Source organism: Mycolicibacter senuensis, assembly GCF_003284925.1.
GTDB lineage: Bacteria > Actinomycetota > Actinomycetes > Mycobacteriales > Mycobacteriaceae > Mycobacterium > Mycobacterium algericum_A.
This window is the reverse complement of the sequence record NZ_QMEX01000013.1, coordinates 1-25,801: the sequence shown is the minus strand read 5'-3', so window position 1 is coordinate 25,801 and position 25,801 is coordinate 1. Positions and strand designations below refer to the sequence as shown.

28 protein-coding genes and 1 pseudogene are annotated in these 25,801 nt (G+C 69.5%); 16 read left to right on the top strand and 13 right to left on the bottom strand.

All coding sequences use genetic code 11. From position 1 onward, the window contains the following. Positions 1–30: 30 nt before the first annotated feature. Positions 31–597 carry a TetR/AcrR family transcriptional regulator gene (locus DQP56_RS06390; RefSeq protein ID WP_112684121.1) on the bottom strand — a complete coding sequence of 189 codons (567 nt, stop codon included), beginning with the start codon at positions 595–597 and terminating at the stop codon, positions 31–33. Between the two features lie 102 nt (positions 598–699). Between DQP56_RS06390 and DQP56_RS06385 the strand changes: the two genes are divergently transcribed. Further along, on the top strand, positions 700–1,608 hold the full coding sequence (locus DQP56_RS06385) for an SDR family NAD(P)-dependent oxidoreductase (protein ID WP_112684120.1): 909 nt from the start codon (positions 700–702) through the stop codon (positions 1,606–1,608). Between the two features lie 8 nt (positions 1,609–1,616). On the opposite strand, the gene DQP56_RS06380 is transcribed toward DQP56_RS06385, so the two are convergent. Continuing rightward, on the bottom strand, positions 1,617–2,318 hold the full coding sequence (locus DQP56_RS06380; RefSeq protein WP_112684119.1) for a M24 family metallopeptidase: 702 nt from the start codon (positions 2,316–2,318) through the stop codon (positions 1,617–1,619). 166 nt (positions 2,319–2,484) lie between these two features. On the opposite strand from DQP56_RS06380, the gene DQP56_RS06375 reads away from it, so the two are divergent. Beyond that, positions 2,485–4,173: a DEAD/DEAH box helicase gene (locus DQP56_RS06375; RefSeq protein WP_112684118.1), complete on the top strand. Its 1,689-nt coding sequence runs from the start codon at positions 2,485–2,487 to the stop codon at positions 4,171–4,173. 225 nt (positions 4,174–4,398) lie between these two features. On the opposite strand, the gene DQP56_RS06370 is transcribed toward DQP56_RS06375, so the two are convergent. Together DQP56_RS06370 and DQP56_RS06365 are read right to left on the bottom strand one after the other, a co-directional pair. Then, positions 4,399–5,844, bottom strand: coding sequence for a PH domain-containing protein (locus tag DQP56_RS06370; protein ID WP_165824922.1), 1,446 nt, complete (start codon positions 5,842–5,844; stop codon positions 4,399–4,401). Positions 5,845–5,879: 35 nt separating this feature from the next. Next, on the bottom strand, positions 5,880–6,392 hold the full coding sequence (locus tag DQP56_RS06365) for a PH domain-containing protein (RefSeq protein WP_234825528.1): 513 nt from the start codon (positions 6,390–6,392) through the stop codon (positions 5,880–5,882). Between the two features lie 172 nt (positions 6,393–6,564). Here DQP56_RS06365 and moeA point away from each other — a divergent pair, with 172 nt between their 5' ends. The 3 genes from moeA (at position 6,565) to pssA (ending at position 9,498) form a co-directional block, all read left to right on the top strand. Beyond that, positions 6,565–7,782: a molybdopterin molybdotransferase MoeA gene (moeA, locus tag DQP56_RS06360; protein WP_112684116.1), complete on the top strand. Its 1,218-nt coding sequence runs from the start codon at positions 6,565–6,567 to the stop codon at positions 7,780–7,782. A gap of 106 nt (positions 7,783–7,888) precedes the next feature. Beyond that, positions 7,889–8,596 carry a phosphatidylserine decarboxylase gene (locus tag DQP56_RS06355; protein ID WP_112684115.1) on the top strand — a complete coding sequence of 236 codons (708 nt, stop codon included), beginning with the start codon at positions 7,889–7,891 and terminating at the stop codon, positions 8,594–8,596. Further along, complete coding sequence (pssA, locus tag DQP56_RS06350; protein ID WP_112684114.1) at positions 8,593–9,498, top strand: CDP-diacylglycerol--serine O-phosphatidyltransferase; 906 nt, start codon at positions 8,593–8,595, stop codon at positions 9,496–9,498. Before DQP56_RS06355 ends, pssA begins: the two co-directional genes overlap by 4 nt. A 1-nt stretch (position 9,499) precedes the next feature. Here pssA and DQP56_RS06345 read toward each other — a convergent pair whose 3' ends face one another. Then, a complete protein-coding gene (locus tag DQP56_RS06345) occupies positions 9,500–10,075 on the bottom strand; it encodes a chorismate mutase (protein WP_112684113.1) in 576 nt (191 codons plus the stop codon). Between DQP56_RS06345 and DQP56_RS06340 the strand changes: the two genes are divergently transcribed. Beyond that, positions 10,074–12,272 carry an AAA family ATPase gene (locus DQP56_RS06340; RefSeq protein WP_112684112.1) on the top strand — a complete coding sequence of 733 codons (2,199 nt, stop codon included), beginning with the start codon at positions 10,074–10,076 and terminating at the stop codon, positions 12,270–12,272. The two genes, DQP56_RS06345 and DQP56_RS06340, sit on opposite strands and share 2 nt — an antisense overlap. Positions 12,273–12,281: 9 nt before the next feature. Here DQP56_RS06340 and DQP56_RS06335 read toward each other — a convergent pair whose 3' ends face one another. Next, a complete protein-coding gene (locus DQP56_RS06335) occupies positions 12,282–12,440 on the bottom strand; it encodes an SRPBCC family protein (RefSeq protein WP_205868807.1) in 159 nt (52 codons plus the stop codon). Positions 12,441–12,446: 6 nt separating this feature from the next. Next, a complete protein-coding gene (locus DQP56_RS06330) occupies positions 12,447–13,013 on the bottom strand; it encodes a TetR/AcrR family transcriptional regulator (protein ID WP_112684111.1) in 567 nt (188 codons plus the stop codon). A gap of 47 nt (positions 13,014–13,060) precedes the next feature. Here DQP56_RS06330 and DQP56_RS06325 point away from each other — a divergent pair, with 47 nt between their 5' ends. The 3 genes from DQP56_RS06325 to DQP56_RS06315 are packed head-to-tail and all read left to right on the top strand — an operon-like array spanning position 13,061 to position 15,469. Continuing rightward, a complete protein-coding gene (locus tag DQP56_RS06325) occupies positions 13,061–13,891 on the top strand; it encodes a mycofactocin-coupled SDR family oxidoreductase (RefSeq protein ID WP_112684110.1) in 831 nt (276 codons plus the stop codon). Continuing rightward, entirely contained in the window at positions 13,888–14,691 is an 804-nt protein-coding gene (locus DQP56_RS06320; protein ID WP_112684109.1) for a mycofactocin-coupled SDR family oxidoreductase, read from the top strand. Before DQP56_RS06325 ends, DQP56_RS06320 begins: the two co-directional genes overlap by 4 nt. Continuing rightward, positions 14,669–15,469, top strand: a complete 801-nt coding sequence (locus DQP56_RS06315; RefSeq protein WP_112684108.1) for a carboxymuconolactone decarboxylase family protein — start codon at positions 14,669–14,671, stop codon at positions 15,467–15,469. The genes DQP56_RS06320 and DQP56_RS06315 overlap by 23 nt, the downstream gene beginning before the upstream one ends. A gap of 4 nt (positions 15,470–15,473) precedes the next feature. Here the strand turns inward: DQP56_RS06315 and DQP56_RS06310 are convergent, their stop codons facing one another. Next, positions 15,474–16,754, bottom strand: coding sequence for a cytochrome P450 (locus tag DQP56_RS06310; RefSeq protein ID WP_112684107.1), 1,281 nt, complete (start codon positions 16,752–16,754; stop codon positions 15,474–15,476). A 130-nt stretch (positions 16,755–16,884) separates the two neighbouring features. Between DQP56_RS06310 and DQP56_RS06305 the strand changes: the two genes are divergently transcribed. Together DQP56_RS06305 and DQP56_RS06300 are read left to right on the top strand one after the other, a co-directional pair. Then, positions 16,885–17,490 (top strand): TetR/AcrR family transcriptional regulator, encoded by a 606-nt coding sequence (locus tag DQP56_RS06305; RefSeq protein ID WP_112684106.1) that lies wholly within the window; start codon positions 16,885–16,887, stop codon positions 17,488–17,490. A gap of 75 nt (positions 17,491–17,565) precedes the next feature. After that, positions 17,566–18,405 (top strand): mycofactocin-coupled SDR family oxidoreductase, encoded by an 840-nt coding sequence (locus DQP56_RS06300; RefSeq protein ID WP_112684105.1) that lies wholly within the window; start codon positions 17,566–17,568, stop codon positions 18,403–18,405. A gap of 88 nt (positions 18,406–18,493) precedes the next feature. Here the strand turns inward: DQP56_RS06300 and DQP56_RS06295 are convergent, their stop codons facing one another. The 5 genes from DQP56_RS06295 to napA all read right to left on the bottom strand — a co-directional run bounded on the left by DQP56_RS06295 (position 18,494) and on the right by napA (position 21,836). After that, positions 18,494–19,132, bottom strand: coding sequence for an LON peptidase substrate-binding domain-containing protein (locus tag DQP56_RS06295; RefSeq protein ID WP_112684104.1), 639 nt, complete (start codon positions 19,130–19,132; stop codon positions 18,494–18,496). Continuing rightward, a complete protein-coding gene (locus DQP56_RS06290) occupies positions 19,132–20,271 on the bottom strand; it encodes a glutamate--cysteine ligase (RefSeq protein ID WP_165824921.1) in 1,140 nt (379 codons plus the stop codon). Before DQP56_RS06290 ends, DQP56_RS06295 begins: the two co-directional genes overlap by 1 nt. 1 nt (position 20,272) lies before the next feature. Further along, positions 20,273–20,980: a superoxide dismutase[Cu-Zn] gene (gene sodC / locus DQP56_RS06285; RefSeq protein WP_165824919.1), complete on the bottom strand. Its 708-nt coding sequence runs from the start codon at positions 20,978–20,980 to the stop codon at positions 20,273–20,275. A gap of 9 nt (positions 20,981–20,989) precedes the next feature. Further along, entirely contained in the window at positions 20,990–21,460 is a 471-nt protein-coding gene (locus DQP56_RS06280) for a LytR C-terminal domain-containing protein (protein WP_165824918.1), read from the bottom strand. Between the two features lie 67 nt (positions 21,461–21,527). After that, positions 21,528–21,836, bottom strand: a complete 309-nt coding sequence (gene napA, locus DQP56_RS06275) for a nucleoid-associated protein NapA (RefSeq protein ID WP_013827346.1) — start codon at positions 21,834–21,836, stop codon at positions 21,528–21,530. 174 nt (positions 21,837–22,010) lie between these two features. Here napA and DQP56_RS06270 point away from each other — a divergent pair, with 174 nt between their 5' ends. The 5 genes and pseudogenes from DQP56_RS06270 to DQP56_RS25000 all read left to right on the top strand — a co-directional run. Beyond that, positions 22,011–22,604: a peptide deformylase gene (locus DQP56_RS06270; protein ID WP_112684102.1), complete on the top strand. Its 594-nt coding sequence runs from the start codon at positions 22,011–22,013 to the stop codon at positions 22,602–22,604. 10 nt (positions 22,605–22,614) lie between these two features. Continuing rightward, complete coding sequence (locus DQP56_RS06265) at positions 22,615–23,520, top strand: N-acetylglutamate synthase, CG3035 family (protein WP_112684101.1); 906 nt, start codon at positions 22,615–22,617, stop codon at positions 23,518–23,520. Positions 23,521–23,538: 18 nt separating this feature from the next. Next, the gene (locus DQP56_RS06260) at positions 23,539–24,360 is read left to right on the top strand and encodes an exodeoxyribonuclease III (protein ID WP_165824920.1); all 822 of its coding nucleotides are present in this window, start codon (positions 23,539–23,541) and stop codon (positions 24,358–24,360) included. Between the two features lie 90 nt (positions 24,361–24,450). Next, positions 24,451–24,951 (top strand): hypothetical protein, encoded by a 501-nt coding sequence (locus tag DQP56_RS06255; protein ID WP_112684099.1) that lies wholly within the window; start codon positions 24,451–24,453, stop codon positions 24,949–24,951. A 157-nt stretch (positions 24,952–25,108) separates the two neighbouring features. After that, a pseudogene (locus DQP56_RS25000) lies at positions 25,109–25,801 on the top strand (cation-translocating P-type ATPase); the annotation flags it as partial.

Here is a 25,801-nt window from a genome sequence, read left to right as displayed (position 1 = left end):
AGGGGCCCGGCAATCAGGCGCGGCGGCCGACTATCGCGGCGCCCGTAGACCGTCCATGACAACGTCGGTGACGCGCTCGGCCATTGCGGAGCTGTAGGACTGCATGGCCTGGCATCCGACCAGGATCGCCTTCACCTCGCGCACCCCGAGGTCGTGTCGCACCGTGCCCGCCAGCTGTCCTGCGCGCAACAACGCCCCGAGCACCGCCAGGAAGGCCTCCTCCGACTCGGGCGCAGCCTGTCCGATCTCGATGCCCACGCCGGCCAGCGCCTCGGCCAGTCCACGATCCGTCGCGCCCCACTGCAGCACGATCGAGCGCAGGAACGTGAAGATCGCCATGCCGGGATCATCGGATTCCAGCAGGGCCCGCCCTTCCTCGACGACGTGCTGCATCCGGTCGTTGACGACCGCCCGAAACAGCTCCTCTTTGGTCGGGAAATGCCGGTAGACGGTCCCGGGCCCGACTCCGGCGCGGCGGGCGATCTCATCGACCGGCACCGACAGCCCTTCAGCCGCAAAGGTCTCATAGGCGACCTCCAGCACGCGAGCGCGGTTGCGGGCCGCGTCGGCTCGCAACGGGCGTGCGGGTTGAGCCACCTGAGATCCTCATCGGTTGACAAAGCGGGGCGTCCGCTCCGTATAGTTGCAACCAACCGGAGCGTCCGCCCCGTTTACTTTACCGCAGCTCAGGAGGGCCTCGTGGCCAAGTGGACAACCGCCGACATCCCTGACCAGGCCGGTCGCGTCGCCGTCGTCACCGGGGCCAACACCGGTCTCGGCTTCGAGACCGCCGCTGGCCTGGCAGCGCGGGGTGCTCAAGTGGTTCTGGCGGTGCGCAACCTCGACAAGGGCAGGGACGCCGAGACCCTCATCCGGCAGCGCAGCCCGGGTGCCAGCGTTACGTTGCAGGAGCTCGACCTCGGCTCGTTGGACTCCATCCGCGCCGCCGCCGAGCAGTTGCGGTCCGACCACGACCGCATCGATCTGCTGATCAACAACGCCGGGGTGATGTACCCGCCCAAGTCGACGACCAAGGACGGCTTCGAGCTGCAGTTCGGCACCAACCACCTGGGCCACTTCGCCTTCACCGGCTTACTGCTGGACCGGCTGTTGCCGGTCGCCGGCTCCCGGGTGGTGACCGTCAGCAGCATCGGGCACCGGTTGCGCGCCGACATCCACTTCGATGACCTGCAGTGGGAACGCCGTTACAACCGGGTCGAGGCCTACGGGCAGTCCAAGCTCGCCAACCTGCTGTTCACCTATGAACTGCAGCGACGGCTCGCCCCGCATGCGACGACGATCGCGCTGGCCGCGCACCCGGGCGGCTCCAACACCGAGCTGATGCGGCACCTGCCGCGCTGGGCCGGGGTCGCCTACCCACTGATCAAGCCGATGTTTCAGGGCGCAGACATGGGCGCGCTGCCGACGCTGCGCGCGGCCACCGACCCGCAGGCGCTCGGTGGGCAGTACTTCGGTCCGGACGGCCTCACCCAGGGCCGCGGTCACCCCAAGGTGGTGGCGTCGAGCCGCAAGTCTCACGATGTCGAGCTCCAGCGCCGGCTGTGGGCCGTTTCCGAGGAACTGACCGGGGTGGTCTATCCGGTCTGACCCGGACCTCACCGCACGTCCAGCAGTTCCTCGTAGAAACCGCCGAACCCGCGGGCCCGGTTCACCAGGTGTACCTCGAGGATCCAGTGGCAGACCCGACCGGTGCGGTCGGTACGGCGCATCGGCTCATCGGATCCGTGCGTGATGTAGAACCGGGTGTCGTCACCGGAGATTTTCTTGTGCGGGAACTCTCCCACCAGATGCCCGGCGATCGGGGCGCCGAACTCGAAGCCGCGCTCGGCGGCCACTGCGACGACATGGTCGTAGAGTTGGGCGCCGGTGATGTCGGGATGAGCCTCGAAGAACGCCCGTCCGGCCTGCCACACCCCGGGCAGCGCGTCGCGCAACGCCAGCTTGTCCGGATCAGCGCCGAGCACGAAGGTGCGACCGAAGTCGGCCTCCCACGCTTCGAAGATCGGCCCCAGATCGAGGTAGACGATGTCGTCGTCGGCCAGCAGCCGATCCGGCGGGTCGGCGTGGAACGGTTGCAGGGTGTTCTCCCCGGCGCGCACCACCCGCTTATGCCAGTGCCGCGTCACCCCGAACATGTCAGCGGCCAGGTCCCGGATCTCATCGGAGAGTTGCCGCTCGCCGACGCCCGGGCGGACCAGATTGCGGCGCTCGATTTCGTCGAACAGCGCGGCGGCTTTGGTCTGCGCGTCGAGTAACCGCTCGACGCGGACGGATTCCGGCTCGCCCGGGCTGGACACGTCAGCGATGCTATCGGCTTGGCTCAGATCCAAGGGCGACCCACTGCACCCGGCGCAAGCGCCGCGCTTGCGATCGCCCTCAGATCCAAGGGCGACCCGCTGCACCCGGCGCAAGCGCCGCGCTTGCGATCGCCCTAGACTGCATCTCGATCAGATAGGAGACCGGGTGCGGGCTGACGCAGCGCCCAGCACCCGGGCTTTGCGGGGCTGGCAACGGCGGGCTCTGGTGCGCTACCTGACCGCCAAGCCGCGCGATTTTCTGATGGTGGCCACCCCCGGCGCCGGTAAGACGACGTTCGCGCTGCGGATCGTCGCCGAGCTGCTGGCCGACCGCACCGTCGAGCGCATCACGATCGTGGTGCCCACCGATCACCTCAAGGTGCAGTGGGCGACCGCCGCCGCCGAACACGGCATCGCGCTGGATCCGCGATTCAGCAACTCCGATGCGCAGACCAGCTCGGAGTATCACGGCGTCGTCGTCACCTACGCCCAGGTCGCCAGCCACCCCACCCGGCACCGGGTTCGCACCGAGGCCGCGAAAACCCTGGTGATCTTCGATGAGATCCACCACGGCGGCGACGCCAAAAGCTGGGGCGACGGCATCCGCGAGGCGTTCTCCGACGCCACCCGCCGGCTGGCGCTGACCGGCACCCCGTTCCGCAGCGACGACAGCCCCATCCCATTCGTCACCTACGAGCCCGATGGCGCCGGCCACCTGCGCTCGGTAGCCGACGACAGCTACGGCTACCCCGAGGCACTCGCCGACGGCGTGGTGCGCCCGGTGGTGTTCATGGCCTACTCCGGCGAGGCCCGCTGGCGAGACAGCGCCGGTGAGGAGTACTCGGCCAGGCTCGGTGAACCGCTGACCACCGAACACACCGCGCGGGCCTGGCGCACCGCGCTGGACCCGGCCGGGGAGTGGATGCCGGCGGTCATCACCGCCGCCGACAAGCGGCTGCGCCAGCTGCGCGACGGCGGTATGGCCGACGCCGGTGGCATGGTGATCGCCTCGGATCAGAAGACAGCGCGCGCCTACGCCGCGCTGTTGACGACGCTGACCGGTGAGGCTCCCACGGTGGTGCTCTCCGACGACGCGGGTGCGTCGGACAAGATCGCCCGGTTCGCGGCGGACACCAGTCGCTGGCTGGTGGCGGTGCGGATGGTCTCCGAAGGTGTCGACGTGCCGCGGCTGGCGGTCGGGGTGTACGCCACCAGCGCGTCCACCCCGCTGTTCTTCGCGCAGGCGATCGGCCGGTTCGTGCGCTCGCGGCGCCCGGGTGAGACCGCCAGCATCTTCTTGCCGTCGGTGCCGTCGCTGCTGCAGCTGGCCAGTGAGCTGGAGGCACAGCGCAACCATGTGCTGGGCAAACCGCACCGGGAGTCCGAGCGCGACGAGTTCGCCGAGGCCGAGCGCCGGCGCGACGAACCGTCCGAGCTGGAGAACGGCTTCGAGTCGCTGGGGGCCGACGCCGAACTGGATCAGGTGATCTTCGACGGTGCCTCGTTCGGCACTGCCACTCCGGCCGGCAGCGAGGAAGAGGCCGACTATCTGGGCATCCCCGGGCTGCTGGATGCCGACCAGATGCGAGACCTGTTACGGCGCAGGCAAGAAGAGCAGCTGGACCGGCGCAGCAAGGTGGCCGGCGGGGTTGCTCCGGTGCCGGTGACCACGCACGGTCAGCTACGGGCGCTGCGCCATGAGCTCAACGCGCTGGTGTCGGCGGCGCATCACCGGCTCGGCAAGCCGCACGGCTGGATTCACAACGAGCTGCGCCGGATCTGCGGCGGCCCGCCGGTGGCGGCGGCGACGTCGGATCAGCTGCGCGCGCGGATCGAAGCCATCCGGCAGTTGTAGCTCTGACACCGCTGACACCGCTTCGCCGAGCGTGTACTGACTGCGAGAAATCCGGCGAAATTTCGCAGCAGTTACACGCTCGGCGAACGTCACACCGAAATCCGAGTTGATCCAGGCCGGCAAACTGTCGTGCAACGGCATGTAGAAGTAGGTGTCCCACAGCTGCGCCAGGTCAGCGGCATCACCCGACCCCGGCACCTCCCAATCCGAGGTGAACGAGTTGGGTCAGCGCGCCCACTTGCTGTGTGCCACCCAGGGCGAGGCCTGCGCAGCCACCGACCACGCCAACGCCTCCGGCACGTCGATCACCCGATAGGCCTTGACGCCGGCGGCGGTGGCCGCGATCAGGGTGGCCACCCCGGCGCGACGCTGAAACCAGCTCTGATGCACGGTCCAGCCGATGATGCCGGCGGTGGCGATGCAGTAACGGCGCTGCTCCCAGCTGCCGGTGCGGGCCGAAAGCCACTGCGGGTCGACGCGATGCCCCAGCGCGCGGGCCCGATCGGCGGCCAGCAGCGCCGCGCCCAGGGTCAGTGCCGCCCACGCCGTCCAGTACCACACCGGAACACCGTCGACCGCCGCCGCAGCGGCCAACGCCGCGCCGGCAACCAGCGGCAGCATCATCGCCCGTGTCCAGCGCCGGCGGACAGCCGCCGGCCCGTGCCTGCGGAGCGGCCCGGTGACCACCACCGGGTCGCCGACCAGCCCGGTCAGCACCTGCTCAGCGGTCGCCCGAGGGCAGGGGGGCAGCAGGACGGAGGATTCGCCGGCACCGGTGACACCGGTCATCGCCGCGTCCAGCCGGGCGCCCCCGAGCAGTCGCACCAGCAGGGGCCGCCGCAACGTGCCGCCGCGCAGCCGGCGCATGTCGTAGCTGTGCTGCCGCACCCGCAGCAATCCGTGGCTCAGCTCCAGCACATCTCCGGCCGCCCCGGACCTGCGGGACAACACCAGGTTTCCGTAGGTCAGCGCCGAGCGCAGCACCGCCAGCAGGATCGCCGCCAGCAGCACCAGAGCGGCGATCGCCGCGGCCGTCTGTTGCGCCCCGAACCGCTCGGCGGCCGCCAGCCAGGACCGGTGCAGCGCCGAATCGCGCAGTGCCTCCCCGGCGCCGCTCTGATACAGCGCGCCCACCGCGGCGCCGATCGTCACCAGCCCGGAGAGACTCAATGCGCTGTAACGCAGCCACGACGGGCTCCACCGGGCCAACACCGTGGTGCGGGCGGCAACCGGCCCGGCGGCGGTTCGAACCGGCTGACCGGTGTGCGCCAGCAGGATTCGACGCAGCTGCGGCACCTGCTTGCTCTCGACAGCGTCCAGCTCGAACATGGTGTCCCCGGCGGCCTGTTGGCCGGTGCTGACCCGAAGTACCGTCAACCCGAGCAGCCGGTGCAGCAGCCGAGCATCGGTCTCCACTGAGCGGATTCTGTTGCGCGGCACCGAAAGTACCTTCCGGCGTAACAACCCGGAGCGCAGCTGGACCCGGCCGGCTTCGGGGTCGGGCTCGATGCGGTAGGTGGTGGTGAACCAGCGCGTCACCCCGACCACCGCGATCACTCCCACCACGGCGAGCACCCAGCCGGAGTTGTCGGTCGCCGAGCCGAACACCACCACCGCGATCAGCAGCGGTAGTTCGCGCAGCGCTTCGTGCAGCGGATGCACCAGCAGCATCCGCGGACTCAGCCGCTGCCAGGCCGGCTCGCGACTCACGTGGCGTCCCCGGCACCCAGCGCGGCGATATCGGTCAGCTGTGCCACCACGCGGTCGGCGACGGGAGCGTCGAGCGCCACAATGTGCACCGCCCCGGCCGACGAGGCGGTGGTGACCCGGACATTGGCCAGTCCGAGCAGCCGGTCCAGCGGCCCGCGGTAGGTGTCGACGGTCTGGATCCGGGAGATCGGCGCGATCCGGCGCTCCTGCACCAGCCAGCCGGTGCGGGTGTAGACCGCCTGATCGCTGATGTCCCACCGATGTACGCGATAGCGCCACAGCGGTGCCACGCCCGCCGACACCAGCAGCCCCAGCACGGTGACCGCCAAGGCGGCGGCGTGCAACCAGGCCAGCCGCTCGTCGGCGACCGCCCACCCCAGTTGCAGCACTGCCAGCACCAGCCAGGGAACCGCGCCGACCAGCGCCCACACCAACGGCGCGCGGGCGCTGGGCGGGTTGGCGGGGTCGACCATGGTGATCTCCGCGGGACGGTCTGCGTTGGGCGCCATGCAACAGAGAATGACCCAGCGCCGCGGCGCTGTCACCTCCGCGGGCAGAACCGCTCCGCGCTGCCGACGCCGGCACGGGAGCTGTCCGACGCCCCGAACTGCAGCAGCGGCTGTGGGCGGTCTCCGAGGAACTGACAGGAATCACCGTCGCGGCCTGAGTCAGACTGTCGTCATGCGATCTGTCGAGGAGCACCAGCGGGCCGTCGCCGAGCTGATCCGGGCCCGCCCGCCGGGCGCCGTTGCGCTCGCCGACGCCGAGGGGCTGGTGCTGGCCGCCGAGGTGACCGCGCCGATCTCGTTGCCGGTTTTCGACAACTCCGGCATGGACGGCTACGCCGTACTTGCCGACGACGTGGCCGCGGCAACACCGGACAGCCCGGTGCGGTTGCCGGTGGCCGAAGACATTCCGGCCGGCCGCACCGACGTGCCCACGCTGGAACCCGGTACCGCCCACCGCATCATGACCGGTGCGCCCGTTCCGTTCGGCGCCGACGCGGTGGTTCCCGTCGAGGCCACCGACGGCGGCGTCGATGTGGTGGCGATCAGTGCCGCGACCGCCCGAGGACGTCACATCCGCCGCGCCGGCGGGGACGTCGCGCAGGGCGCGACCGTGCTGTGGGCCGGGCAGGTCGTCACTCCACCGGCGGTGGGTTTGGCCGCGGCACTGGGCTTGGCCGAGTTGACGGTGCGGCCCCGCCAACGCGTGCTGGTGATCTCCACCGGTAGTGAACTGATCACACCGGGCAGCCCGCTGGAACCCGGACAGATCTACGAGTCCAACGGAGTGATGCTGGCCGCCGCGGTGCGCGAGGCCGGGGCCGAGGTGGTGGCCGCGGTCACCGTCGCCGACAACACCGCCGACTTCACCGCGGTGCTCGACCGTTACGGCGTGCGGGATGGCGCGGTGGATCTGATCATCACCAGCGGCGGGGTCAGCGCGGGCGCCTACGAGGTGGTCAAGGACGTCTTCGGCCGCGACGGCGACCAGGGCGTGGATTTCGTCAAGGTCGCGATGCAGCCGGGCATGCCGCAGGGGATCGGCCGAGTCGGCGAGGCTGCCATCATCACGCTGCCCGGCAACCCGGTCAGCGCGCAGGTGTCCTTCGAGGTGTTCGTCCGCCCGGTGTTGCGCCGCGCGATGGATCTGCCCGCCCCGGAGCGGCCGCGCCGCACCGCCGTGCTCAGCGAGAAGCTGACCTCACCGGCGGGCCGGCGGCAGTTCCGGCGCGGCCTGCTCGACCACGAAACCGGGACGGTCACCAACTACGGCCCGCCGGCCTCCCATCATCTGCGTTATCTGGCCTCGGCGAACTGCCTGCTCGACATCGCCGACGAGGTGACCGAACTGGCGGTGGGAACCCCGGTGGAGGTCTGGGATCTGACCGGGTGAGCCGACGCTGGGACCGCCGCATGAAGACGGCGGTTCAGCGAGGCTCGACGCAGGAGAGCCGACGCTGGGACCGCCGCATGAAGACGGCAGCTTCTAAGATGGCCGGATGGCCAGACGACCCCGCGCAGCAGATGATCCCGGCGGTCTGCGACACCTGATCGATCTCGTGCGCTCGACGGTGCCGCCGATGCACCCCGCCGGCTTGCCGTTCGTCGCCGGCGGCCTGGGTGTGGCGGCGTTGGGCCGCAAGCAGCGCTGGGTGCGCGGAGCCGGGCTACTGGCCGCGGGCGCCAGCGCCGGATTCTTCCGGCATCCCCGCCGGGTACCGCCGACGCGCCCCGGTGCGGTGGTGGCCCCCGCTGACGGCATGGTCTGCCTGGTCGACACCGCGACCCCGCCGCCGGAACTGGATCTGCCCGACACTTTGCTGCCGCGGGTCAGCATCTTCATGTCGGTGTTCGACGCGCACGTGCAGCGGGCTCCGGTCGGCGGTGAGGTGCTCGACGTGCTGCACCGGGCCGGCCGGTTCGGGTCGGCGGACCGCACCGAGGCCAGCGAGGACAACGAGCGCAACAGCGTGCGGATCCGCACCGCTGAGGGCGCCGAGGTGATCGCCGTTCAGGTCGCCGGGCTGGTTGCAAGGCGCATCGTCTGCGAAATCCGGCCCGGTGACCATGTCGCGATCGGCGATACCTACGGCCTGATCCGCTTCGGTTCGCGACTCGACGTCTATCTGCCGGCCGGGACGCAGCCGCTGGTCGGCGTGGGGCAGCGCATGGTCGCCGGTGAGACGGTGCTGGCCCAGCTGTCATGACCAGTTCCGCCCACCAGGTCCACCCGACGACCCGCACCCGGGGCCCGGTCGGCCTGCACATCCTGCCCAGCTCGATGACGGTGCTGGCCATCTGTGCCGGCCTGACGTCGATCAAGTACGCGCTGGACGGCCAGCCGCACGTGGCGATGGCACTCATCGCGGCGGCCGCCATCCTCGACGGTCTGGACGGCCGGGTGGCCCGCATTCTCGACGCCCAGTCCCGGATGGGCGCCGAGATCGATTCGCTGGCCGACGCCGTCAACTTCGGGGTGGCGCCGGCGGTGGTGATCTACGTGTCGCTGCTGTCGACGCAGCCGGCGGGCTGGATCGTGGTGCTGCTGTATGCGGTGTGCGTGGTGCTGCGGCTCGCCCGGTTCAACGCGTTGCTCGACGACGCCACCTTGCCGGCCTACACCCGCGAGTTCTTCGTCGGCATGCCCGCCCCGGCCGGAGCAATCACGCTGATGGGCCTGCTGGCCGCGAAACTGCAGTTCGGCGACGGCTGGTGGACGTCGCAGTGGTTCACCTGCGCCTGGGTGGTGGGCACGTCGATGCTGCTGGTCAGCCGGATCCCGATGCGCAAGATGCATGCCGTCTCGGTGCCGCCGCATCTGGCGGCGGTGCTGCTGGCGGTGCTGGCGCTGGTGGCCGCCGCGGCGTTCCTGTTCCCCTATGTGCTGGTGCTGGTGCTGATCGCGGCCTACCTGTGCACCATTCCGTTCTCGGTCCGCAGCCAACGCTGGGTGGCCGCGCACCCGGAGGCGTGGGAGCACGCTCCCCGGGAACGCCGGGCCGCGCGCCGGGAGATCCGCCGGTCGCAGCCGGGACGCCGCCCGTTGGGTATGCGCCGGCCCAGCGGGCAATCGATGGCCCGGCTGCGGTTGCGCAAGCCCGGCCGCTGAGCTATCCGGAGCAGTACTCGCGGGTCGCCGACGTCAGTGCGCGGTGTTCGAACTCGCCGAGTCGGCGCGCGGCGCTGACCTCCCGCACCGCCTCGTCGAGCCGGGCGGCGCACCCCGGCGAATGCAGCTGCTGCCATCGCAGCCCGATCTGGGTGAGCATCTCGCGGTTGAATCCGTCGATGCGGGCACGTGATTCCGCCAGCTCGGGGGCGCTCGCCGGCGCGGTGGCCGGGTCCAGTTTCCACTGCGCGAACCGGTGGTGCTCGACGGCTTCGGTGGCAGCGATCTGGTCGCCGAAGATCCGCTGCACGTAGTCGGGGTCGAGGTCGTCGCGGGCGGCATCGTCGGCCAGTTTCGCCAGTTGCTGCTGCACCCGGGCCGGGTCCTCGATGGCTCCGCCGGTCCGCCATTTGGCCGCCGCCACGTCATCGGCGACCTGGAGCCGACCGGCGGCGGCGTCAACCAGTTCGGCCAGTGGGTTCGCCGGGTCGGCGTGAGACGGCACCGCTATCGCCAGCAGCGTGACCGCGCCGATCGCCGGCAGCAACGAGCGGTGGTATGCCGATAATGGCCGCATGGGTTCTATTGAAGAGCATCGGGACGGCGATGCCTCCCGGACCTCCACCCGCCACCTCACGCTGATCGCCCGGCTGAACACCTCGGCTGTCGATTCCCGCCGCGGTGTGGTCCGGTTGCACCCTGAAGCGGTTGCCGCCCTGGGTATTCGGGAATGGGATGCGGTGTCGCTGACCGGTTCGCGCACCACGGCAGCAGTGGCCGGATTGGCTGCGACAGGCTCGCCGGCCGGCGTGGTGCTGCTCGACGACGTCACGCTGTCCAACGCCGGTCTGCGTGACGGCACCGAGGTGGTGGTAGCCGCAGCCACCGTCTACGGCGCCCGCTCGGTGACGCTGAGCGGGTCGAAGCTGGCCTCGCAGTCGGTCTCGCCGGCCACTTTGCGTCAAGCGCTGCTGGGCAAGGTGCTCACCGTCGGTGACGCGGTGTCGCTGCTGCCGCGCGATCTGGGTCCGGGCACCTCGACCTCGGCGGCCACCACCGCACTCGCGTCCGCGGTAGGGATCAGCTGGACCTCGGAGCTGCTGACGGTGACCGGGGTGGATCCCGCCGGACCGGTGAGCGTACAACCGAATTCACTGGTGACCTGGGGCAACGGCACCGCGGTCACGGTGAAACCGTCGGCCGCGGCGCAGGTACGTCCGGCCCGGATCGCCATCGACGAGCTCAAGGGCTGCGAGGCCCAGGCCGCCAAACTCGCCGAATGGCTCAAGCTGGCCCTCGACGAGCCGCAGCTGCTCAAGACGCTCAACGCCGGAACCAATCTCGGGGTGCTGGTGTCGGGGCCGGCCGGGGTCGGCAAGACGACGCTGGTGCGGGCGGTGTGCGAGGGTCGGCGGCTGCTCGAACTCGACGGGCCGGAGATCGGGGCGCTGGCCGCCGATGACCGGCTGGCGGCGGTGCGCTCGGCGGTGGCGAAGGTCCGCGACGGTGGCGGCGTGCTGCTGATCGCCGACGTGGACACCCTGCTGCCCGAGCCGCCGGAGCCGGTCGCGACGTTGATCCTGGCCGAACTGCGCACCGCGGTGGCCACCGAGGGGGTGGCGTTCATCGCCACCTCGGCGCTGCCCGACCGGGTCGATCCGCGGCTGCGGGCGCCGGAGTTGTGCGACCGGGAGATCCGGCTGAGCCTTCCCGACGGCGCGACCCGGGCCGCACTGCTGGCCACCCTACTCATCTCGGTTCCCACCGCAGACCTGACGCTGAGTGAGATCGCCGACCGCACACCGGGTTTCGTGGCCGCTGACCTTGCCGCACTGGTGCGCGAGGCGGCGCTGCGGGCGGCGTCGCGGGCCAGTGACAGCAACGAGGCACCCACGCTCACCCAGGAGGACCTGATCGGGGCGCTCAGTGTGATCCGTCCGCTGTCGCGTTCGGCGGCCGCGGAGGTCTCGGTCGGTTCGGTCACCCTCGATGACGTCGGGGATATGGAAGCCACCAAACAGGCGCTGACCGAGGCGATCCTGTGGCCGCTGCAGCACCCGGACACCTTCACCCGCCTGGGCGTCGATCCCCCGCACGGCGTGCTGCTCTACGGTCCGCCGGGGTGCGGCAAGACGTTCGTGGTGCGCGCCCTGGCCGGTTCCGGGCGAGTCAGCGTGCACGCGGTCAAGGGCGCCGAGCTGATGGACAAGTGGGTGGGCAGCAGCGAGCGGGCGGTGCGGGATCTGTTTCAGCGGGCCCGTGATTCCGCGCCGTCGCTGGTGTTCCTCGATGAGATCGACGCGCTGGCGCCGCGGCGGGGGCAGAGCTTCGACTCCGGGGTGACCGACCGGGTGGTGGCCGCGCTGCTGACCGAGCTCGACGGCGTCAACCCGCTGCGTGATGTGGTCGTGGTCGGCGCCACCAACCGGCCGGAGCTGATCGACCCGGCCCTGACCCGGCCGGGCCGGTTGGAGAAGCTGGTGTTCGTCGAGCCACCTGACGCCGACGCCCGCCGCCAGATTCTGCGGGTGGCAGGAAAGTCCGTGCCGCTGCATGACGACGTCGACCTCGACGCGCTGGCCGCCGACCTCGACGGCTACAGCGCCGCGGACTGCGTGGCGCTGCTGCGCGAAGCGGCCCTGACCGCGATGCGGCGCTCTATCGACGCCGCCGATGTGACGATGTCCGATATCAACGCTGCGCGCGAAACCGTCCGGCCCTCACTGGATCCCTCCCAGATCGACGCGCTGCGATCCTTCGCCGGGGCGCGTTAGCTCCAGGCGTCAGCAGCCCTCAGCTAAGGCGCCAAGCCGAGCCAGCGACTCCGCCAGCCGGTCCGCGGTGGTCCAGCGCGCCCGCGAGAGGCGCTTCGGATCGGTCAGCTGCGACCAGTCATTGGTGTGGGTGACCCGGGTGTGCGAGATCAAAAGCTTTGCACTCACCCGACGCTAACGGCCCGCGGCCCTCTGGTATCCGCTGGTGAGCCGGTAGACCGCCCGGTCCAGGGTGGGCAGGATTTCGGTGATGGCAAGCTCGCCGGCGGCGAAACGCGCGGACAGGCCGTACACCAGGTTGGAGATGATGACATCCAGGTCGGCGATGAAGGCTTCGTCGACGTCGGAGAGCGCCGCCCGCATCGCGGGTCCCACGACGTCGAGTCCGCGGCGGACCAACGTGTCACCGCCGGGCGCGGAGCGGGCCCGCACATAGGCCGTCAGCATCGCCGGGTGGCGTTCCCACGGCTCGAAGATGGTGCGGTACAACCGCATCAGCGCCGGGTACAACGGCTCGGCGGGCTCTGGCGCATACGCGTCGACGCCGGAGTAACGGTTCTTTGCCATCCAGCTGTCCAGCGCGGCGAGGATGAGCTGGTCGCGGGTGACATACCGCTTGTAGATGGTGGCCAGCGACACCCGGGCGCGCCGGGCGACCTCGCGGAGTTGAACCGCGTCGTAGCCCTGTGTTTCGAGGATCTCGACCACGATGCCGAGGATCCGGTCCTCCGGACCGGACATCGATTCACCCCCTTGCCGTCGTTGAGTAACCAGGTTACCGTACCGGCATGGGTTCTCTGGACGGAAAAGTCGCATTCATCACCGGGGCGGCGCGCGGGCAGGGGCGCAGCCACGCGGTGCGCCTGGCCGCCGACGGCGCCGACATCATCGGCGTGGACATCTGCGCCGACATCGCCTCCAACGGCTACCCGATGGGCTCCCGCGACGAGCTCGACGAGACGGTCGCCTTGGTGGAGGCCCAGGGCGGCAAGATGATCGGCTCGGTCGCCGACGTCCGCGACTTTGCAGCGCTGAAGGCTGCACTGGACGCCGGTGTCGAGCACTTCGGCCGACTCGACATCGTCTGCGCCAACGCGGGCATCGCCGCCATGGCGTTTCGCGAGCTGACCGACGAGGAAGACCTGCAGATGTGGACCGAGGTGCTCGACGTCAACCTGGTCGGCTCGTTTCACACCGCCAAAGCCGCCATTCCGCACTTGATCGCCGGTGGCCGGGGCGGGTCGATCGTGTTCACCAGCTCGACAGCCGGGCTCAAGGGTTTCGGCGGGCTGCAGGGCGGCGGCCTGGGCTACGCGGCGTCCAAGCACGGCATCGTCGGTTTGATGCGAACACTGGCCAACGCCCTTGCCCCGCAGAGCATCCGGGTCAACACCGTGCACCCGACCGCGGTCAACACCATGATGGCGGTGAACCCGGCCATGACGTCGTTCCTGGAGCACTACCCCGACGGCGGCCCGCATCTGCAGAATCCGATGCCGGTCGGCATGCTCGAACCCGAAGACATCAGCGCCGCGATCGCCTACCTGGTCTCCGACGCTGCCCGCTACGTCACCGGGGTGACCTTCCCCGTCGACGCCGGCTTCTGCAACAAGCTATGAGTCAGCGGGTGGCGGGCAAGCGGGTGCTGGTCACCGGCGCCGCCCGGGGCATGGGTCGCAGCCACGCCGTGCGGCTGGCCGAGGAGGGTGCTGACCTCATCCTGGTGGACATCTGCGCGTCGCTGCCGGAGATCGACTATCCGCTGGCCGCGGCCGAAGACCTCGAGGAGACCGCCCGGCTGGTCGAAGAACTCGGTCGCCGAGCGGTGACCCGCGTCGTCGACGTGCGCGACGCCGCCGCGCTGACCGCCGCGGTCGACGACGGGGTGGCGGAGTTGGGCGGCCTGGACGCCTCGGTGGCCAACGCCGGGGTGATCACCGGTGGGACCTGGGACACCACCACCTCCGAGCAGTGGCGCACCGTGGTCGACGTCAATCTGATCGGTGCGTGGAACACCTGCGCGGCAGCGCTGCCGCACCTGGTCTCCCACGGCGGCAGCCTGATCAACGTCAGTTCGGTGGCCGGGCTGAAGGGCAGCCCGCTGCACACGCCCTACACCGCGTCCAAACACGGGGTGGTGGGCATGAGCCGTGCATTGGCCAATGAGCTTGCGGCGGTGAATGTCCGGGTCAACACGGTGCATCCCACCGGGGTGGAGACCGGGATGCGGCCGGATGCGCTGCACGCGCTGCTGCACGGCGAGCGCGCCGACCTCGGCCCGATCTTCCAGAACGCGTTGCCGATCATCATGACCGAGGCCCGCGACGTCAGCAACGCGGTGCTGTTCCTGGTCTCCGACGAGTCCCGGCATGTGACCGGGCTGGAGTTCAAGGTGGATGCCGGTGCCACCCTCCGGTGAGGCGGGGCGCGGAGCGCGCGCATTCGCCGAGTTGATGGCCCTCCCGATCCCAGACACCGCCGCCCCCGCCGCAACCCTGCTCGACTTCGTGTTCGGCGAGATCTGGCAGCGTCCGGGATTGAGTCGCCGCGACCGATGGTTCATCGCGCTGCCCTGCCTGGCCGCAGCCGACACCGAGCAGCCGCTACGCGAACACATCTACGCGGCATTGCACAGCGGCGACGTCACCATCGACGAAATGCGGGAAGCGGTATTGCATTTCGCGGTGTACGCCGGCTGGCCGAAGGCGTCCCTGTTCAACATGACCGTCGACGAACAATGGGCGCGCATCCACACCGAGCGCGGTGAACCGGTACCGCCGCCGACACCACTGCTGCCGCTGTCCACCCCGAGCGACCCCGAAGCTCGCCTGCTCGTCGGCGAGCAGGCCTTCCGGGACGTCAACTGCCTGCCCTACGTGCCGGCCCGCGACGACCCGTACTCGGGCGCGGGGATCTTGAACTTTGTCTTCGGCGAGATGTGGCTGCGGCCCGGGCTGGGCATGAAGCAGCGGCGGCTGGTGACCGTGGCTTGCGTGGCGTTTCAGGATGCCCCCTACCCTATCCTCAGTCACGTCTACGCCGCCCTGAAGAGCCGCGACGTGTCCTTCGACGAAATCGATGAGGCCGCCTTGCAGTTCGGTGCCTACTACGGCTGGCCCAAGGCGTCGCGACTGATCGACGTGATCGAGGAGCAGAAGCAGCGCGTCACCGCCGAGTGGGCCGCGGAAGGTGCTTAGCGGGTCACCCGACGGGGTCGAACTCGATGTGCAGCGCCGCCAGGCCGCGCAGCAGGAACGTGGGCTCGTAGCGGTAGTGCCGGTCGCCGGCCGGGCCGTGGTGCTCCTCGCTGATCCTGATGTCGCGCATCCGGTCCAGCATCCGGTTGGCGGTGATCCGCCCCTCGACCCGGACCAGTGGCGCGCCGGGACAGGTGTGAATGCCGCGTCCGAAGGCGATGTGCTCGCGAACGTTCTTGCGGTCCAAGTTGAATTCGTCCGGGTTCTCGAACTTGCGCGGGTCCCGGTTGGCCGCACCCAGGCACAGCATCAGCACGGTGCCCGCCTTGATGGGCACGCCGGCCAGCGTCGTGGTCTTGCGCGCCAGCCGGAAGTCGATCTTGGTCGGGCTCTGGATGCGCAGTGATTCCTCGATGAACCGCGGGATCAGATCCCGGTTCTCGCGCAGCCGCTGCTGCAGCTCGGGCTGCTCGCCGAGCACCTGCACCATCGTCCCGAGCAGTTTGGTGACGGTCTCCTGCCCGGCGCCGAACAGGAAGGTCGCCGGACGCACCACCTCCATCACCTCCGGTATCGCACCGTCGGGGTAGGTGGCCTCGGCGAGCATCGTCAGCACGTCGGCCCGCGGATTGCGCCGCCGATCGGAGATGTAGCCGTTGAATTTCTCGTCGAGGTAGTCCAACGGGTTCAGGCCGACCGGCTCGCCATCCAGGGCGCCGACTCGGGCACCCGGCCGCTCACCGGCTCCGAGAGCCCGGCGGAACTCGGCGCGGTCGTCATCGGGGACCCCGAGTAGGTCGGCGATCGCCAGCGTCGCAAAGGGTTTGGCGTAGTCCATCAGGAACTCACAGCGGCCGGTGTCGATGAACTCATCGAGCTGCAGGTCGGCCAGCCGCCAGATGAAGTCCTCGTTCTCTTTGAGCCGGACCGGGGTCAGGATCCGGCCCAACAGCGCGCGGGTCCGCTCGTGCGCCGGCGGATCCTGGACGACGACGTGCTCGAAGATCGGGAACAGATGCCGGTGCGCCTCGATCTGCTCGGTGATGTCATCGCCCTCGGGTTCGAACGGCAGCGGCGGGAACGGCCCGCCGATCGCGTTGACGGCCGAGAAGGAGTCGTGGTCCTTGAATGCGGCGTGGACCTCCTCGTAGCCGGTGACGGCGACGACGCCGTGGTGCGGCTCGGCGAAGACGGGCCCGTTCGATCGGAGGTATTCGTAATAGGGATAGGGATCTTGAGTCACGCCTTCGTCGGAGAAGTAGTCCACCGCCGCGAGATCCGTCATCACGCGATGCGCCCTTTCGCTCGTATCACGACCTCGTCGCACTGATCGATCGACCAAATTGCTAGAATGCCTCATGCCTACCATGTACGACGACGGGCGGTCAAGCGATCGCCACTTCGGGACGCGGTGAATGGCGGCCCCCCGCAAGGCGAAATCCACCGATGGCGCCACCCGGCGACGGCTGATCGAAGCGACCGCCCGCATCATGCGAAACGAAGGTTATGCCGCTGCGACGTCCCGGCGGGTGGCCGCCGAGGCCGGGGTGAAGCAGGCCCTGGTCTACTACTACTTCCCCACCATGGATGACCTTTTCGTCGAGGTGCTGCGCGCCGGCGCCGACGTCGCACTCGATCGGATGCGCGCCGCGCTCACCGACGACGATCCGCTCCAGACGCTGTGGGCCATCAATAGCGATGCCCGCGTGACCAGCCTGAATACCGAGTTCATGGCGTTGGCCAACCATCGCAAGGCGATCCGGACCGAACTCAAGGCCTACGCCGAGCGGGTCCGCGATATCGAGACCGCCGCGGTCACGGTGGCACTGCGCGCCAACGGTGTCGACCTCGACGAGTTTCCGCCGGTGGCGATCGCCATGCTGATCGCGCAGACCGCACGCAGCCTGTGCAACGAGGAGGCCGTCGACGTCACCTACGGCCACGACGAGCTGCGCGCCCTCGTCGAGCGACAGCTGAGCCGGCTGGCTCTGTCCACCGAGCCACCGGCGCCCACCGACTGAACCCACTGTTGACAACGTCGCGGCTTGGTGCCAGCCTTGCTGATCGATCGACTAATAACAGACGGAGGTGCAGACATGGGTGGACGAGTCGAAGGAAAGGTCGCGCTCATCACCGGCGCAGCCCGCGGCCAGGGCCGCAGTCACGCGGTGCGACTCGCGCAGGAAGGTGCCGACATCATCGCCGTCGACGTGTGCGCCCGGATCAGCAGCAGCAAGGAGATCCCCGCAGCCACACCCGACGACCTCGCCGAGACCGCCGACCTGGTCAAGGGACTGGACCGCCGTATCGTGACGGCACAGGTCGATGTGCGGGACTTCGACGCGCTCAAGGCCGCGGTCGACAGTGGTGTCGAGCAGTTGGGCCGACTGGACATCATCGCGGCCAACGCCGGAATCGGCAACGGCGGCGACACCTTGGACAAGACCAGCGAGGCTGACTGGCAGGACATGATCGACGTCAACCTGTCCGGTGTCTGGAAGACCGTCAAAGCCGGTGTGCCGCATCTGATCGCCGATGGAAACGGCGGGTCCATCATCTTGACCAGCTCGGTGGGCGGCCTCAAGGCCTACCCGCACACCGGTCATTACATCGCGGCCAAGCACGGCGTGGTCGGCTTGATGCGCACCTTCGCCGTCGAACTCGGCCAGCACTTCATCCGGGTCAACTCGGTGCACCCCACCAATGTGAACACCCCGCTGTTCATGAACGAGGGCACCATGAAGCTGTTCCGCCCCGACCTGCAGAGCCCCGGCCCCGACGACATGGCCGTGGTGGCGCAGCTCATGCACGTGCTGCCGATCGGCTGGGTGGACCCGGTCGATATCAGCAACGCGGTGTTGTTCCTGGCCTCAGACGAATCCCGTTATGTCACCGGGCTTCCGCTCACCGTCGATGCGGGCAGCTGCCTGAAATAGCGCCGGCCCTCTGGTCGCGAGCGTGCGCAGTTGCACGTCAGGAAGCGGCGTGTCGTGTGCAAACACGCTCGCCCGCGAGCGGGGAGGATCAACGTGGAATATCGAATTCGACTCGCGCCAACACGGTCTCGATCGCCTCGTACAGCGCCGCCAACCGGTCGGACAACGACGGCGCCGCCAGCACCGCGTAGCGGTCGGCCTCGCCCATCGGGACCCGGCAGGCCAGTGAGTACAGCCGTTGCACCGGGTCCAGCGAGCGCAACCGGCGGCCACCCAGCATCGTGTCGCGCCCGGCCGTCACCCACCGCCGGCGGGCCACCGCCATCCGCTTGTGCAGCGCGACGATGCGTTCTTCCAATTCCCCGAACTGCTTGTCGCTCACCGGTTCCCCCGGCTCGTCGGGCCATACCTCGATGTCTGCCCGCGGATAGGGGTCGTCGGGGAGCCACTGGCTGACCCGGATCCGCTCGCCGGTCAGGCATCGCAGCGCATAGCGGCCGCCGCCGAGTTCGGTGCAGTCGGTGATGGCCGCCATTGCGCCGATGTCGTTGCGCTGCTCGCCACCGCCCACTTCGCGGCCGCGGGCGATGAGCACCACCCCGAACCGCGGATCGCCGCTGTGCATCAGGTCCCCGACCAGCACGGTGTAGCGCCTCTCGAAGATCCGCAGCGACAGTTCCTCGCCGGGCAGCAGCACCCATTCCAGCGGGAACATCGGCAGTTCCATCACTCGATGTCCAGTTCGGCGACCAGCGCGTCGACGACAGCGCGCAGATCGCCGTCGTGCTCCTCGGCGACGCGGCGCTGGCGCTGGTAGGAGGCGCCGGTTCGATAAATGTCGGCGACGCCCGCCAGTTCGTCGGCACAGTGCAGTCGCGCCGCGATCGGCTCCAGCCGGTTGAGCAGCTCGTCGAGGTCCTCGGTGACCAGGCGCTCGTTGCTGTCGGCGTCGAGGATGATCTCGGCGTCCAGCCCGTAGCGCGCCGCGCGCCACTTGTTCTCCTGCACGTGCCACGGCGGCATGGTGGGCAGCGATTGGTCGGCGTCCAGCCGCCGGTCCAGGTCGACGATCAGGCAGTGGGTCAGCGCGACCAGCGAGCCCAGCTCGCGCAGGTTGGACACCCCGTCGCAGACTCGTACCTCGATGGTGCCCAGGTGCGGGGATGGCCTGATGTCCCAGCGTATCTCGTTGATGTGGTCGATGATCCCGGTCTTCTTCTGGTCGTAGACGAAGCCCTCGAACTCCGACCAGGTCTGGAACTGGAACGGCAATCCGGCGGTGGGCAGCTGCTGAAACATCATCGCCCGGTTGCTGGCGTAGCCGGTGTCCTCGCCGGCCCACCACGGCGACGACGCCGACAACGCCAGCAGGTGCGGGTAATACAGCAGCAGCGACGAGATGATTGGCATGACCTTGTAGGCCGAGGAGATTCCGACGTGGACGTGCACTCCCCAGATCATCATCTGCCGGCCCCACCACTGGGTGCGCTTGATCAGCTCGGCGTAGCGCGGCGCGTCGGTCAGTTTCTGCGCCGACCACTGCGCGAACGGATGAGTGCCGGCGCCGAACAGTTCCATGCCCCGCTCGTGCACGATGGGCCGGGTAGCCGCCAGCGTTTGGCGCAGATCTTCGATCGCCTCGCCGGTGCTGTCACAGATGCCGGTGACGAGTTCGACGGTGTTGCGCAGCAATTCGTTGTGCACGCGCGGGTTTTCGCCGAGTTCTGCCAGCACCGCGCTGGCTTCGTTGCTCAGGTCGCGGGTCGCCGCGTCGACCAGTGCGAACTCCCACTCCACACCGAGGGTGGGTCGGGCACAGTGGGCGAACTCGATTCGGGCGTTGGATGAAGCCCTGTTGTTCGGCAGGCTATCCGGCGCCGATGACACCACACGCAACTCGTTTGCCGGCGTCTCCGGTGGTCAGTGTGATCTGGTCCGGGCCTGGCGTGCCGTTGACCTGGGTGTAGCGGTCCGCCGGGATGTTGGCGAAATTGTCCGCGTCGGCGTGGATGATCAACGCCGTCCCCTCGCCGTCCAGCAATTCCTGCCGGGTGAACGCGTCGGTGGTGGTGACCAGCAGCGCGCTGCCGTCGGCACGGACCTCCAGCGAGGTCAGGTCGCCACTCTGCGGGTGCTCGTTGTGGCCGGGCGCCTGGAAGTGTCCACCGGCCGACAGGAAGGCGCCGGGCGCGCCGCCGCCGGGAGCGACCGAGTCGGCTTCGCACTTACCTACGCTGTGGATGTGCATGCCGTGGAAGCCCGGCGTCAGCACGCCGGTGCTGGTGGTCTCCACGGTGATCGTGGCGAATTCTTTCCCGCCGGCCTTGCTGAACTCGAACTTCGCGGTGGCGACCTGGCCGCCGTCGACGGTCGTCAGGCGCGCCACCAGGCTGTCGGAGCCGCCCGACTCGCCCGGCTCGCTCGCCGCGCCGGACGGCGCCGGGGACCCGGTCCAGATGGCCGGCGTGGTGCCCGGCACGTCGGAGGGCGGCTCGTTGGGGCTGCACGCCGCCAACAGCACAACCGGGGCGGCGAAGACAGCGGCGGCAACAACTCTGCGGTGACCTTTGACCATGCGAGGAGCTTAACCCGCGACCACCACGATGACGCCCGGTGGCTGCTCGGCCACGTCGGGGATGCGTGGCTGTGCGGCAGCGTGCAGCACCTCGGCCACGGCATTGGCCGAGTCGTGCTCACCCGGGCCGTCACCGAAGTAGACGGTGGTCTCGGTGACCTCGGGCAGCTCGAGGTTGCCGACGTCGGTCACATTCCAACCGGCTTCCCGCAGCACTTCCGCGGTGTGCCCGGCCAGGCCCGCCTGCTCGGAGATGTTGTAGACGCGCACCTCGGACCGGTGAGCGGGGCGGTCGGTGGTGGCCGCCGCGGAGGTGGTGGTCACGGGTTTCGACGCCGGCGAGCGGCCGGTGTCGTCGTCGTCGCCGGACGATCCGAGCGCCTGAAACCCGACCAGCAAGAAGATGGTGCCCAAAAACAGCAGCACCATCACCATGGCCCGCAGCGGGAGTCTGGAGGAGTCGGGAACGTGGTCGCTCATTGCGCCCACTGTATCGACGAGCAGGCCATCACCTCTAAACCCCCATCAATCAGGGGTTCCGGGTGGCTCAAGTGATATCGAACCCGAGACGCCGCGCGGCGCGCGCCTTCTGCCGACTGGATCGCAGTCTGCGCAGCCGTTTGACCAGCATCGGGTCGGCGGCCAGCGCTTCGGGCCGGTCGACGAGAGCGTTGAGCACCTGGTAGTAACGGGTTGCCGACAGCGAGAACCGCTCCTTGATGGCCTCTTCCTTGGCGCCGGCGTACTTCCACCAGTCCCGCTCAAAGGACAGGATGTCGTGTTCGCGACGGCTCAGGCCGTCAGTGGGTTCCGAATCGTCCCCTGATCGATTCGCTTGCGCCATGGCGCCGTCCATATCGTTTCCTGGACCCTTCCGGAAAGTTCTTTGGTCGAACGTTCGTTGCGTTTTTCGGCGTCCTGTCCTGAGCGAATATTCAATCACGGCACGCGGTGTTGAACCGGGAGCCGGCCCCGCGAGTCGCCGTGGCCGCTGCACTGTGCCGGCGGCGGGCACATAAGATTTTCGGTCATGGCCGTCGTACCCATCCGCATTGTCGGCGATCCCGTCCTGCACACCCCGACCAGCCCGGTGCCCGTCGCCGATGACGGCTCGCTGCCGGCCGACCTGCCCGAGTTGATCACCACGATGTACGACACGATGGACGCCGCCAACGGGGTCGGCTTGGCCGCCAATCAGATCGGTTTGGGCCTGCGTGTCTTCGTCTATGACTGCGCCGACGACCGCCGCTCGACCACGCGGCGCCGCGGCGTGGTGGTCAACCCGGTGCTGGAGACCTCCGAACGGCCAGAGACCATGCCCGACCCCGATAACGACGACGAGGGCTGCCTGTCGGTGCCCGGTGAGTCGTTCCCGACCGGCCGCGCGGAATGGGCCCGCGTCACCGGCCTGGACGCCGACGGCAACCCGGTCACGTTGGAGGGCACCGGGTTGTTCGCGAGGATGCTGCAGCACGAGACCGGGCATCTGGACGGCCTGCTGTATCTGGACATGCTGGTGGGCCGTCACGCCCGAGCGGCGAAGCGGACGGTGAAGTCCAACGGCTGGGGCGTGCCGGGCCTGTCCTGGATGCCGGGCGACGTGCCCGATCCGTTCGGTCACTGAGGGTCCGGTGATGAACCGGCCACCTGTCGAGCTGCCCCCCGTCGGCACCCGGGTGAGCCTGCGCTACCTGCGGCCGCCCGGTTCGGAGCCGCCGATGGGCGACGTGGTGGGGCACCTGGAGGCGGCCGGGACGGTGGTGCGGGTCCGCTCGTCGGACGGGGCGGTCCACGATTGCCGGCACGCCGATGTGCTGTACGTGCGCCGGCTCACCGACCGGCCGGTGAAGAACTCAGCGATCCGCGCCGTGGAGCACGCTGCCGCGCTGGCCTGGCCTGGCAGCGAACACCAGTGGCTCGACGGGTGGCTGTTGCGGGCCGGGCCCGGTACTGAGTTGGCGACGAGTTCGGCTGTGCCCCTAGACATGTTCGCGCACACCAGCACCATCCCGACGATCATCGACTGGTACGCCCGACGGGATCTGGCCCCGACCCTGGCGGTCCCGGAGCGGCTGCTGCGACTGCCGGAAGACATCCCCGCACGGTTGGAGACGCGCACCCTGGTGGCCGAGTTGACCGCCGGGTCAACGCCCGAGCAGGTGACGCTGACCGACCGGCCCGGCCCGGACTGGCCCGCCGACGACCCGGTGGGGCCGCTGACCGCGGTGGTCGACGGTGAGTTGGTGTTCGCCTCGATAGCCGGGGTGGCGATCGGGCGCGGCGCGGTGACCCAGGCCCCGGACGGCGCCCGCTGGCTGGGGGTGACCGCCCTGTGGGTGGCCGGGGACCGCCGCCGGCAGGGCCACGGGCGGGCGATCTGCACCGCACTGCATGCCTGGGGCGCCGAGCGGGGGGCCGCCCGCGGTTACGCGCAGGTACGCAGCGATGACGCGGGCGCGTTCGAGTTCTGCGAGGCGCTCGGATTCGCCGGTCAGCACCGCACCCGCTACCTGGACGCCCGGCTGTTGCTGCCCAACTAAGGTGACTGCGTGACTGCGCTGCGACTGGCCACCTGGAACGTCAACTCCATCCGCACTCGGGTGGGCCGGGTTACCGACTGGCTGGCCCGCGCCGACGTCGACGTGCTGGCGATGCAGGAGACCAAGTGCACCGACGCGCAGTTCCCCACCCTGCCGTTTCACGAACTCGGCTACGAGGTGGCACATGTCGGCCACAACCAGTGGAACGGGGTGGCGATCGCCTCCCGGGTCGGTCTGGACGCCGTCGAGATCGGCTTTCCCGGGCAACCCACCTGGGCCAAGGCGGACGCCGACCCGACGGTCGAGGCTCGCGCGCTGGGCGCCAGCTGTGGCGGGGTCCGGGTGTGGAGTCTGTATGTGCCCAACGGACGCGCCCTGGATGACCCGCACTACACCTACAAGCTGGAATGGCTTGCCGCGTTGCGCGATACCGCCGAAGGCTGGCTGCGTGACGATCCCTCGGCACCGATCGCGTTGACGGGCGACTGGAATATCGCCCCGCAGGACGACGACGTGTGGAGCATGGAGTTCTTCGACGGCGCGACCCACGTCTCGGAGCCCGAGCGCCGGGCGTTTCACGCGCTGACCGAGGCGCAGTACCTCGACGTGGTGCGACCGTTCACGCCGGGCCCCGGTGTCTACACCTATTGGGACTACACCCAACTACGGTTCCCCAAGAAGCAGGGCATGCGAATCGACTTCATCCTGGGCTCGCCCGCGCTGGCCACCCGCGTCTCGCACGCCGAGATCGTCCGGGAGGAACGCAAGGGCAAGTCGCCCAGCGATCACGCGCCGGTGCTGGTGGATATCCAGCCGGCTCCGAAAGCTCGGGTTATATGAATTCGTTGTGGATTCCGCGGGTTCACCCGAAATTCGCATAGGATGGACCGGGTTAACCAAATTGCCTCGTTTGAAGGGCAGGGAATACCCATGAACGCCGTCGCAGGGACGGTACGGAAGGTAGCCGGAGCGGCGACTCGCGCGGCGACCATGACAACTGAGGCGGCCGGCGCAGTCGGCGGGGCCGCACTCAACGGGGTAATCGGTGGCTTGAAGGGGGCGGCGAGCGGTGCCCAGCGCGGCCTGAGCACCGGCAGCCACTCGACCCCCGCGGCCGCGCTGACCCTGGGCGCCCTCGGCGTCACCGGATTGGTCGAGTGGCCACTGCTGGTGGCGGTGGGCGGCACCGCCCTGGTGCTCAAGCAGCTGAACCGCTCCGATAACGGCGCGCCGCCGGCGCAGCCTTCGGCGAAGTCGTCGGCGAAGGCGCCGGCCGCTTCGACCGCGACGGCCCGGCCGTTGAAGTCGGTGAAATCGGCCAAGTCGACGAAGCCGTCGGGTTCGTCGACCACGCGGCGCAGCTCGCAGCCGAAGAAGTCGGCAGCGCGATCGGCCCGTAGCGGCAGCAGCAGCGCTCGCGCGCGCCACTGAACGGGCCCGCGTGGATTTAGGCCGTGCCGTCAGGCACTCTCTTCCGCTGCGCGCAGCAAACTTCGGTGTCCAGCTCACCTCCGCATTGGTCGACGCATCTGTACAGACCGCGACCGGCATCGCGGGCGCTGTCCTTCCGAGTAGCGATGACGGCTGGGTGTTGTCCCGGCGGTGTTTCCGCGGCGAGGGCCGGGCCTGGGTCGAGGTGCGCGGGCTCGATGGGCCGGCCGGGGACGAGCTGGCTACTGCCGTGCAGGCCACGGCCCGAGCGTTGCCCGGGGTCACCTCGGTCCGCCTGAATCACCCGCTGTCCCGGCTGGTGGTCGGACTCGACTCCGACGCCGGCGGCGACGTCGTCTCGTTGCGTGAGCTGTGCCGCGTGGTCAGCGACACCGAGGCCCAGCACCGGCGGCCGGCCCACCGCGGGCGCCCACCGGCCACCCTGCCCGGCGATGGCATGACGCAGGCGCTGCGCGCTCTCAGCCTCGGCGCCCACGTCGCCGGCCTGGGCATGGCGACGGTCGGCCGGCTGTTGCGGTTGCCGGTGCTGCCGCTGGGCTTGGAGGCCGGCGTCGTCGTCGTCGATTACCAGCCGCGGCTGCGGCGACTGCTCGAGGACAACATCGGCAAGCAGGCGACCGACGCCTTGTTGTCGATGGCCGGCGCGGGCGTGCACACGCTCAACCAGGCACCCACCGCGCTGGCGGTGGACCTGTCGATGGAGGCGATGCGTGCCGGCGAAGAACGTGCCGCCGAGCGCGCCTGGCGCCGCCGGGAACCCGAGCTCGCCGACTACGCCGACCATCCGCCGGTGCCCATTCCGCCACGGCCGGTTCCCCGGCCGCCGGGT

What these genes read in the sequence shown, in the direction of transcription:
- DQP56_RS06345 (WP_112684113.1), bottom strand. Translation starts at nt 10,075, where the DNA reads ATGCGGCCATTATCGGCATACCACCGCTCGTTGCTGCCGGCGATCGGC.
- sodC (WP_165824919.1), bottom strand. Translation starts at nt 20,980, where the DNA reads ATGGTCAAAGGTCACCGCAGAGTTGTTGCCGCCGCTGTCTTCGCCGCC.
- DQP56_RS06280 (WP_165824918.1), bottom strand. Translation starts at nt 21,460, where the DNA reads ATGAGCGACCACGTTCCCGACTCCTCCAGACTCCCGCTGCGGGCCATG.
- DQP56_RS06265 (WP_112684101.1), top strand. Translation starts at nt 22,615, where the DNA reads ATGAACCGGCCACCTGTCGAGCTGCCCCCCGTCGGCACCCGGGTGAGC.
- DQP56_RS06365 (WP_234825528.1), bottom strand. Translation starts at nt 6,392, where the DNA reads ATGGCGCCCAACGCAGACCGTCCCGCGGAGATCACCATGGTCGACCCC.
- DQP56_RS06325 (WP_112684110.1), top strand. Translation starts at nt 13,061, where the DNA reads ATGGGTTCTCTGGACGGAAAAGTCGCATTCATCACCGGGGCGGCGCGC.
- DQP56_RS06320 (WP_112684109.1), top strand. Translation starts at nt 13,888, where the DNA reads ATGAGTCAGCGGGTGGCGGGCAAGCGGGTGCTGGTCACCGGCGCCGCC.
- DQP56_RS06305 (WP_112684106.1), top strand. Translation starts at nt 16,885, where the DNA reads ATGGCGGCCCCCCGCAAGGCGAAATCCACCGATGGCGCCACCCGGCGA.
- DQP56_RS06340 (WP_112684112.1), top strand. Translation starts at nt 10,074, where the DNA reads ATGGGTTCTATTGAAGAGCATCGGGACGGCGATGCCTCCCGGACCTCC.
- DQP56_RS06310 (WP_112684107.1), bottom strand. Translation starts at nt 16,754, where the DNA reads ATGACGGATCTCGCGGCGGTGGACTACTTCTCCGACGAAGGCGTGACT.
- napA (WP_013827346.1), bottom strand. Translation starts at nt 21,836, where the DNA reads ATGGACGGCGCCATGGCGCAAGCGAATCGATCAGGGGACGATTCGGAA.
- pssA (WP_112684114.1), top strand. Translation starts at nt 8,593, where the DNA reads ATGACCAGTTCCGCCCACCAGGTCCACCCGACGACCCGCACCCGGGGC.
- DQP56_RS06330 (WP_112684111.1), bottom strand. Translation starts at nt 13,013, where the DNA reads ATGTCCGGTCCGGAGGACCGGATCCTCGGCATCGTGGTCGAGATCCTC.
- DQP56_RS06370 (WP_165824922.1), bottom strand. Translation starts at nt 5,844, where the DNA reads ATGCTGCTGGTGCATCCGCTGCACGAAGCGCTGCGCGAACTACCGCTG.
- DQP56_RS06315 (WP_112684108.1), top strand. Translation starts at nt 14,669, where the DNA reads ATGCCGGTGCCACCCTCCGGTGAGGCGGGGCGCGGAGCGCGCGCATTC.
- moeA (WP_112684116.1), top strand. Translation starts at nt 6,565, where the DNA reads ATGCGATCTGTCGAGGAGCACCAGCGGGCCGTCGCCGAGCTGATCCGG.
- DQP56_RS06270 (WP_112684102.1), top strand. Translation starts at nt 22,011, where the DNA reads ATGGCCGTCGTACCCATCCGCATTGTCGGCGATCCCGTCCTGCACACC.
- DQP56_RS06295 (WP_112684104.1), bottom strand. Translation starts at nt 19,132, where the DNA reads ATGGAACTGCCGATGTTCCCGCTGGAATGGGTGCTGCTGCCCGGCGAG.
- DQP56_RS06255 (WP_112684099.1), top strand. Translation starts at nt 24,451, where the DNA reads ATGAACGCCGTCGCAGGGACGGTACGGAAGGTAGCCGGAGCGGCGACT.
- DQP56_RS06355 (WP_112684115.1), top strand. Translation starts at nt 7,889, where the DNA reads ATGGCCAGACGACCCCGCGCAGCAGATGATCCCGGCGGTCTGCGACAC.
- DQP56_RS06300 (WP_112684105.1), top strand. Translation starts at nt 17,566, where the DNA reads ATGGGTGGACGAGTCGAAGGAAAGGTCGCGCTCATCACCGGCGCAGCC.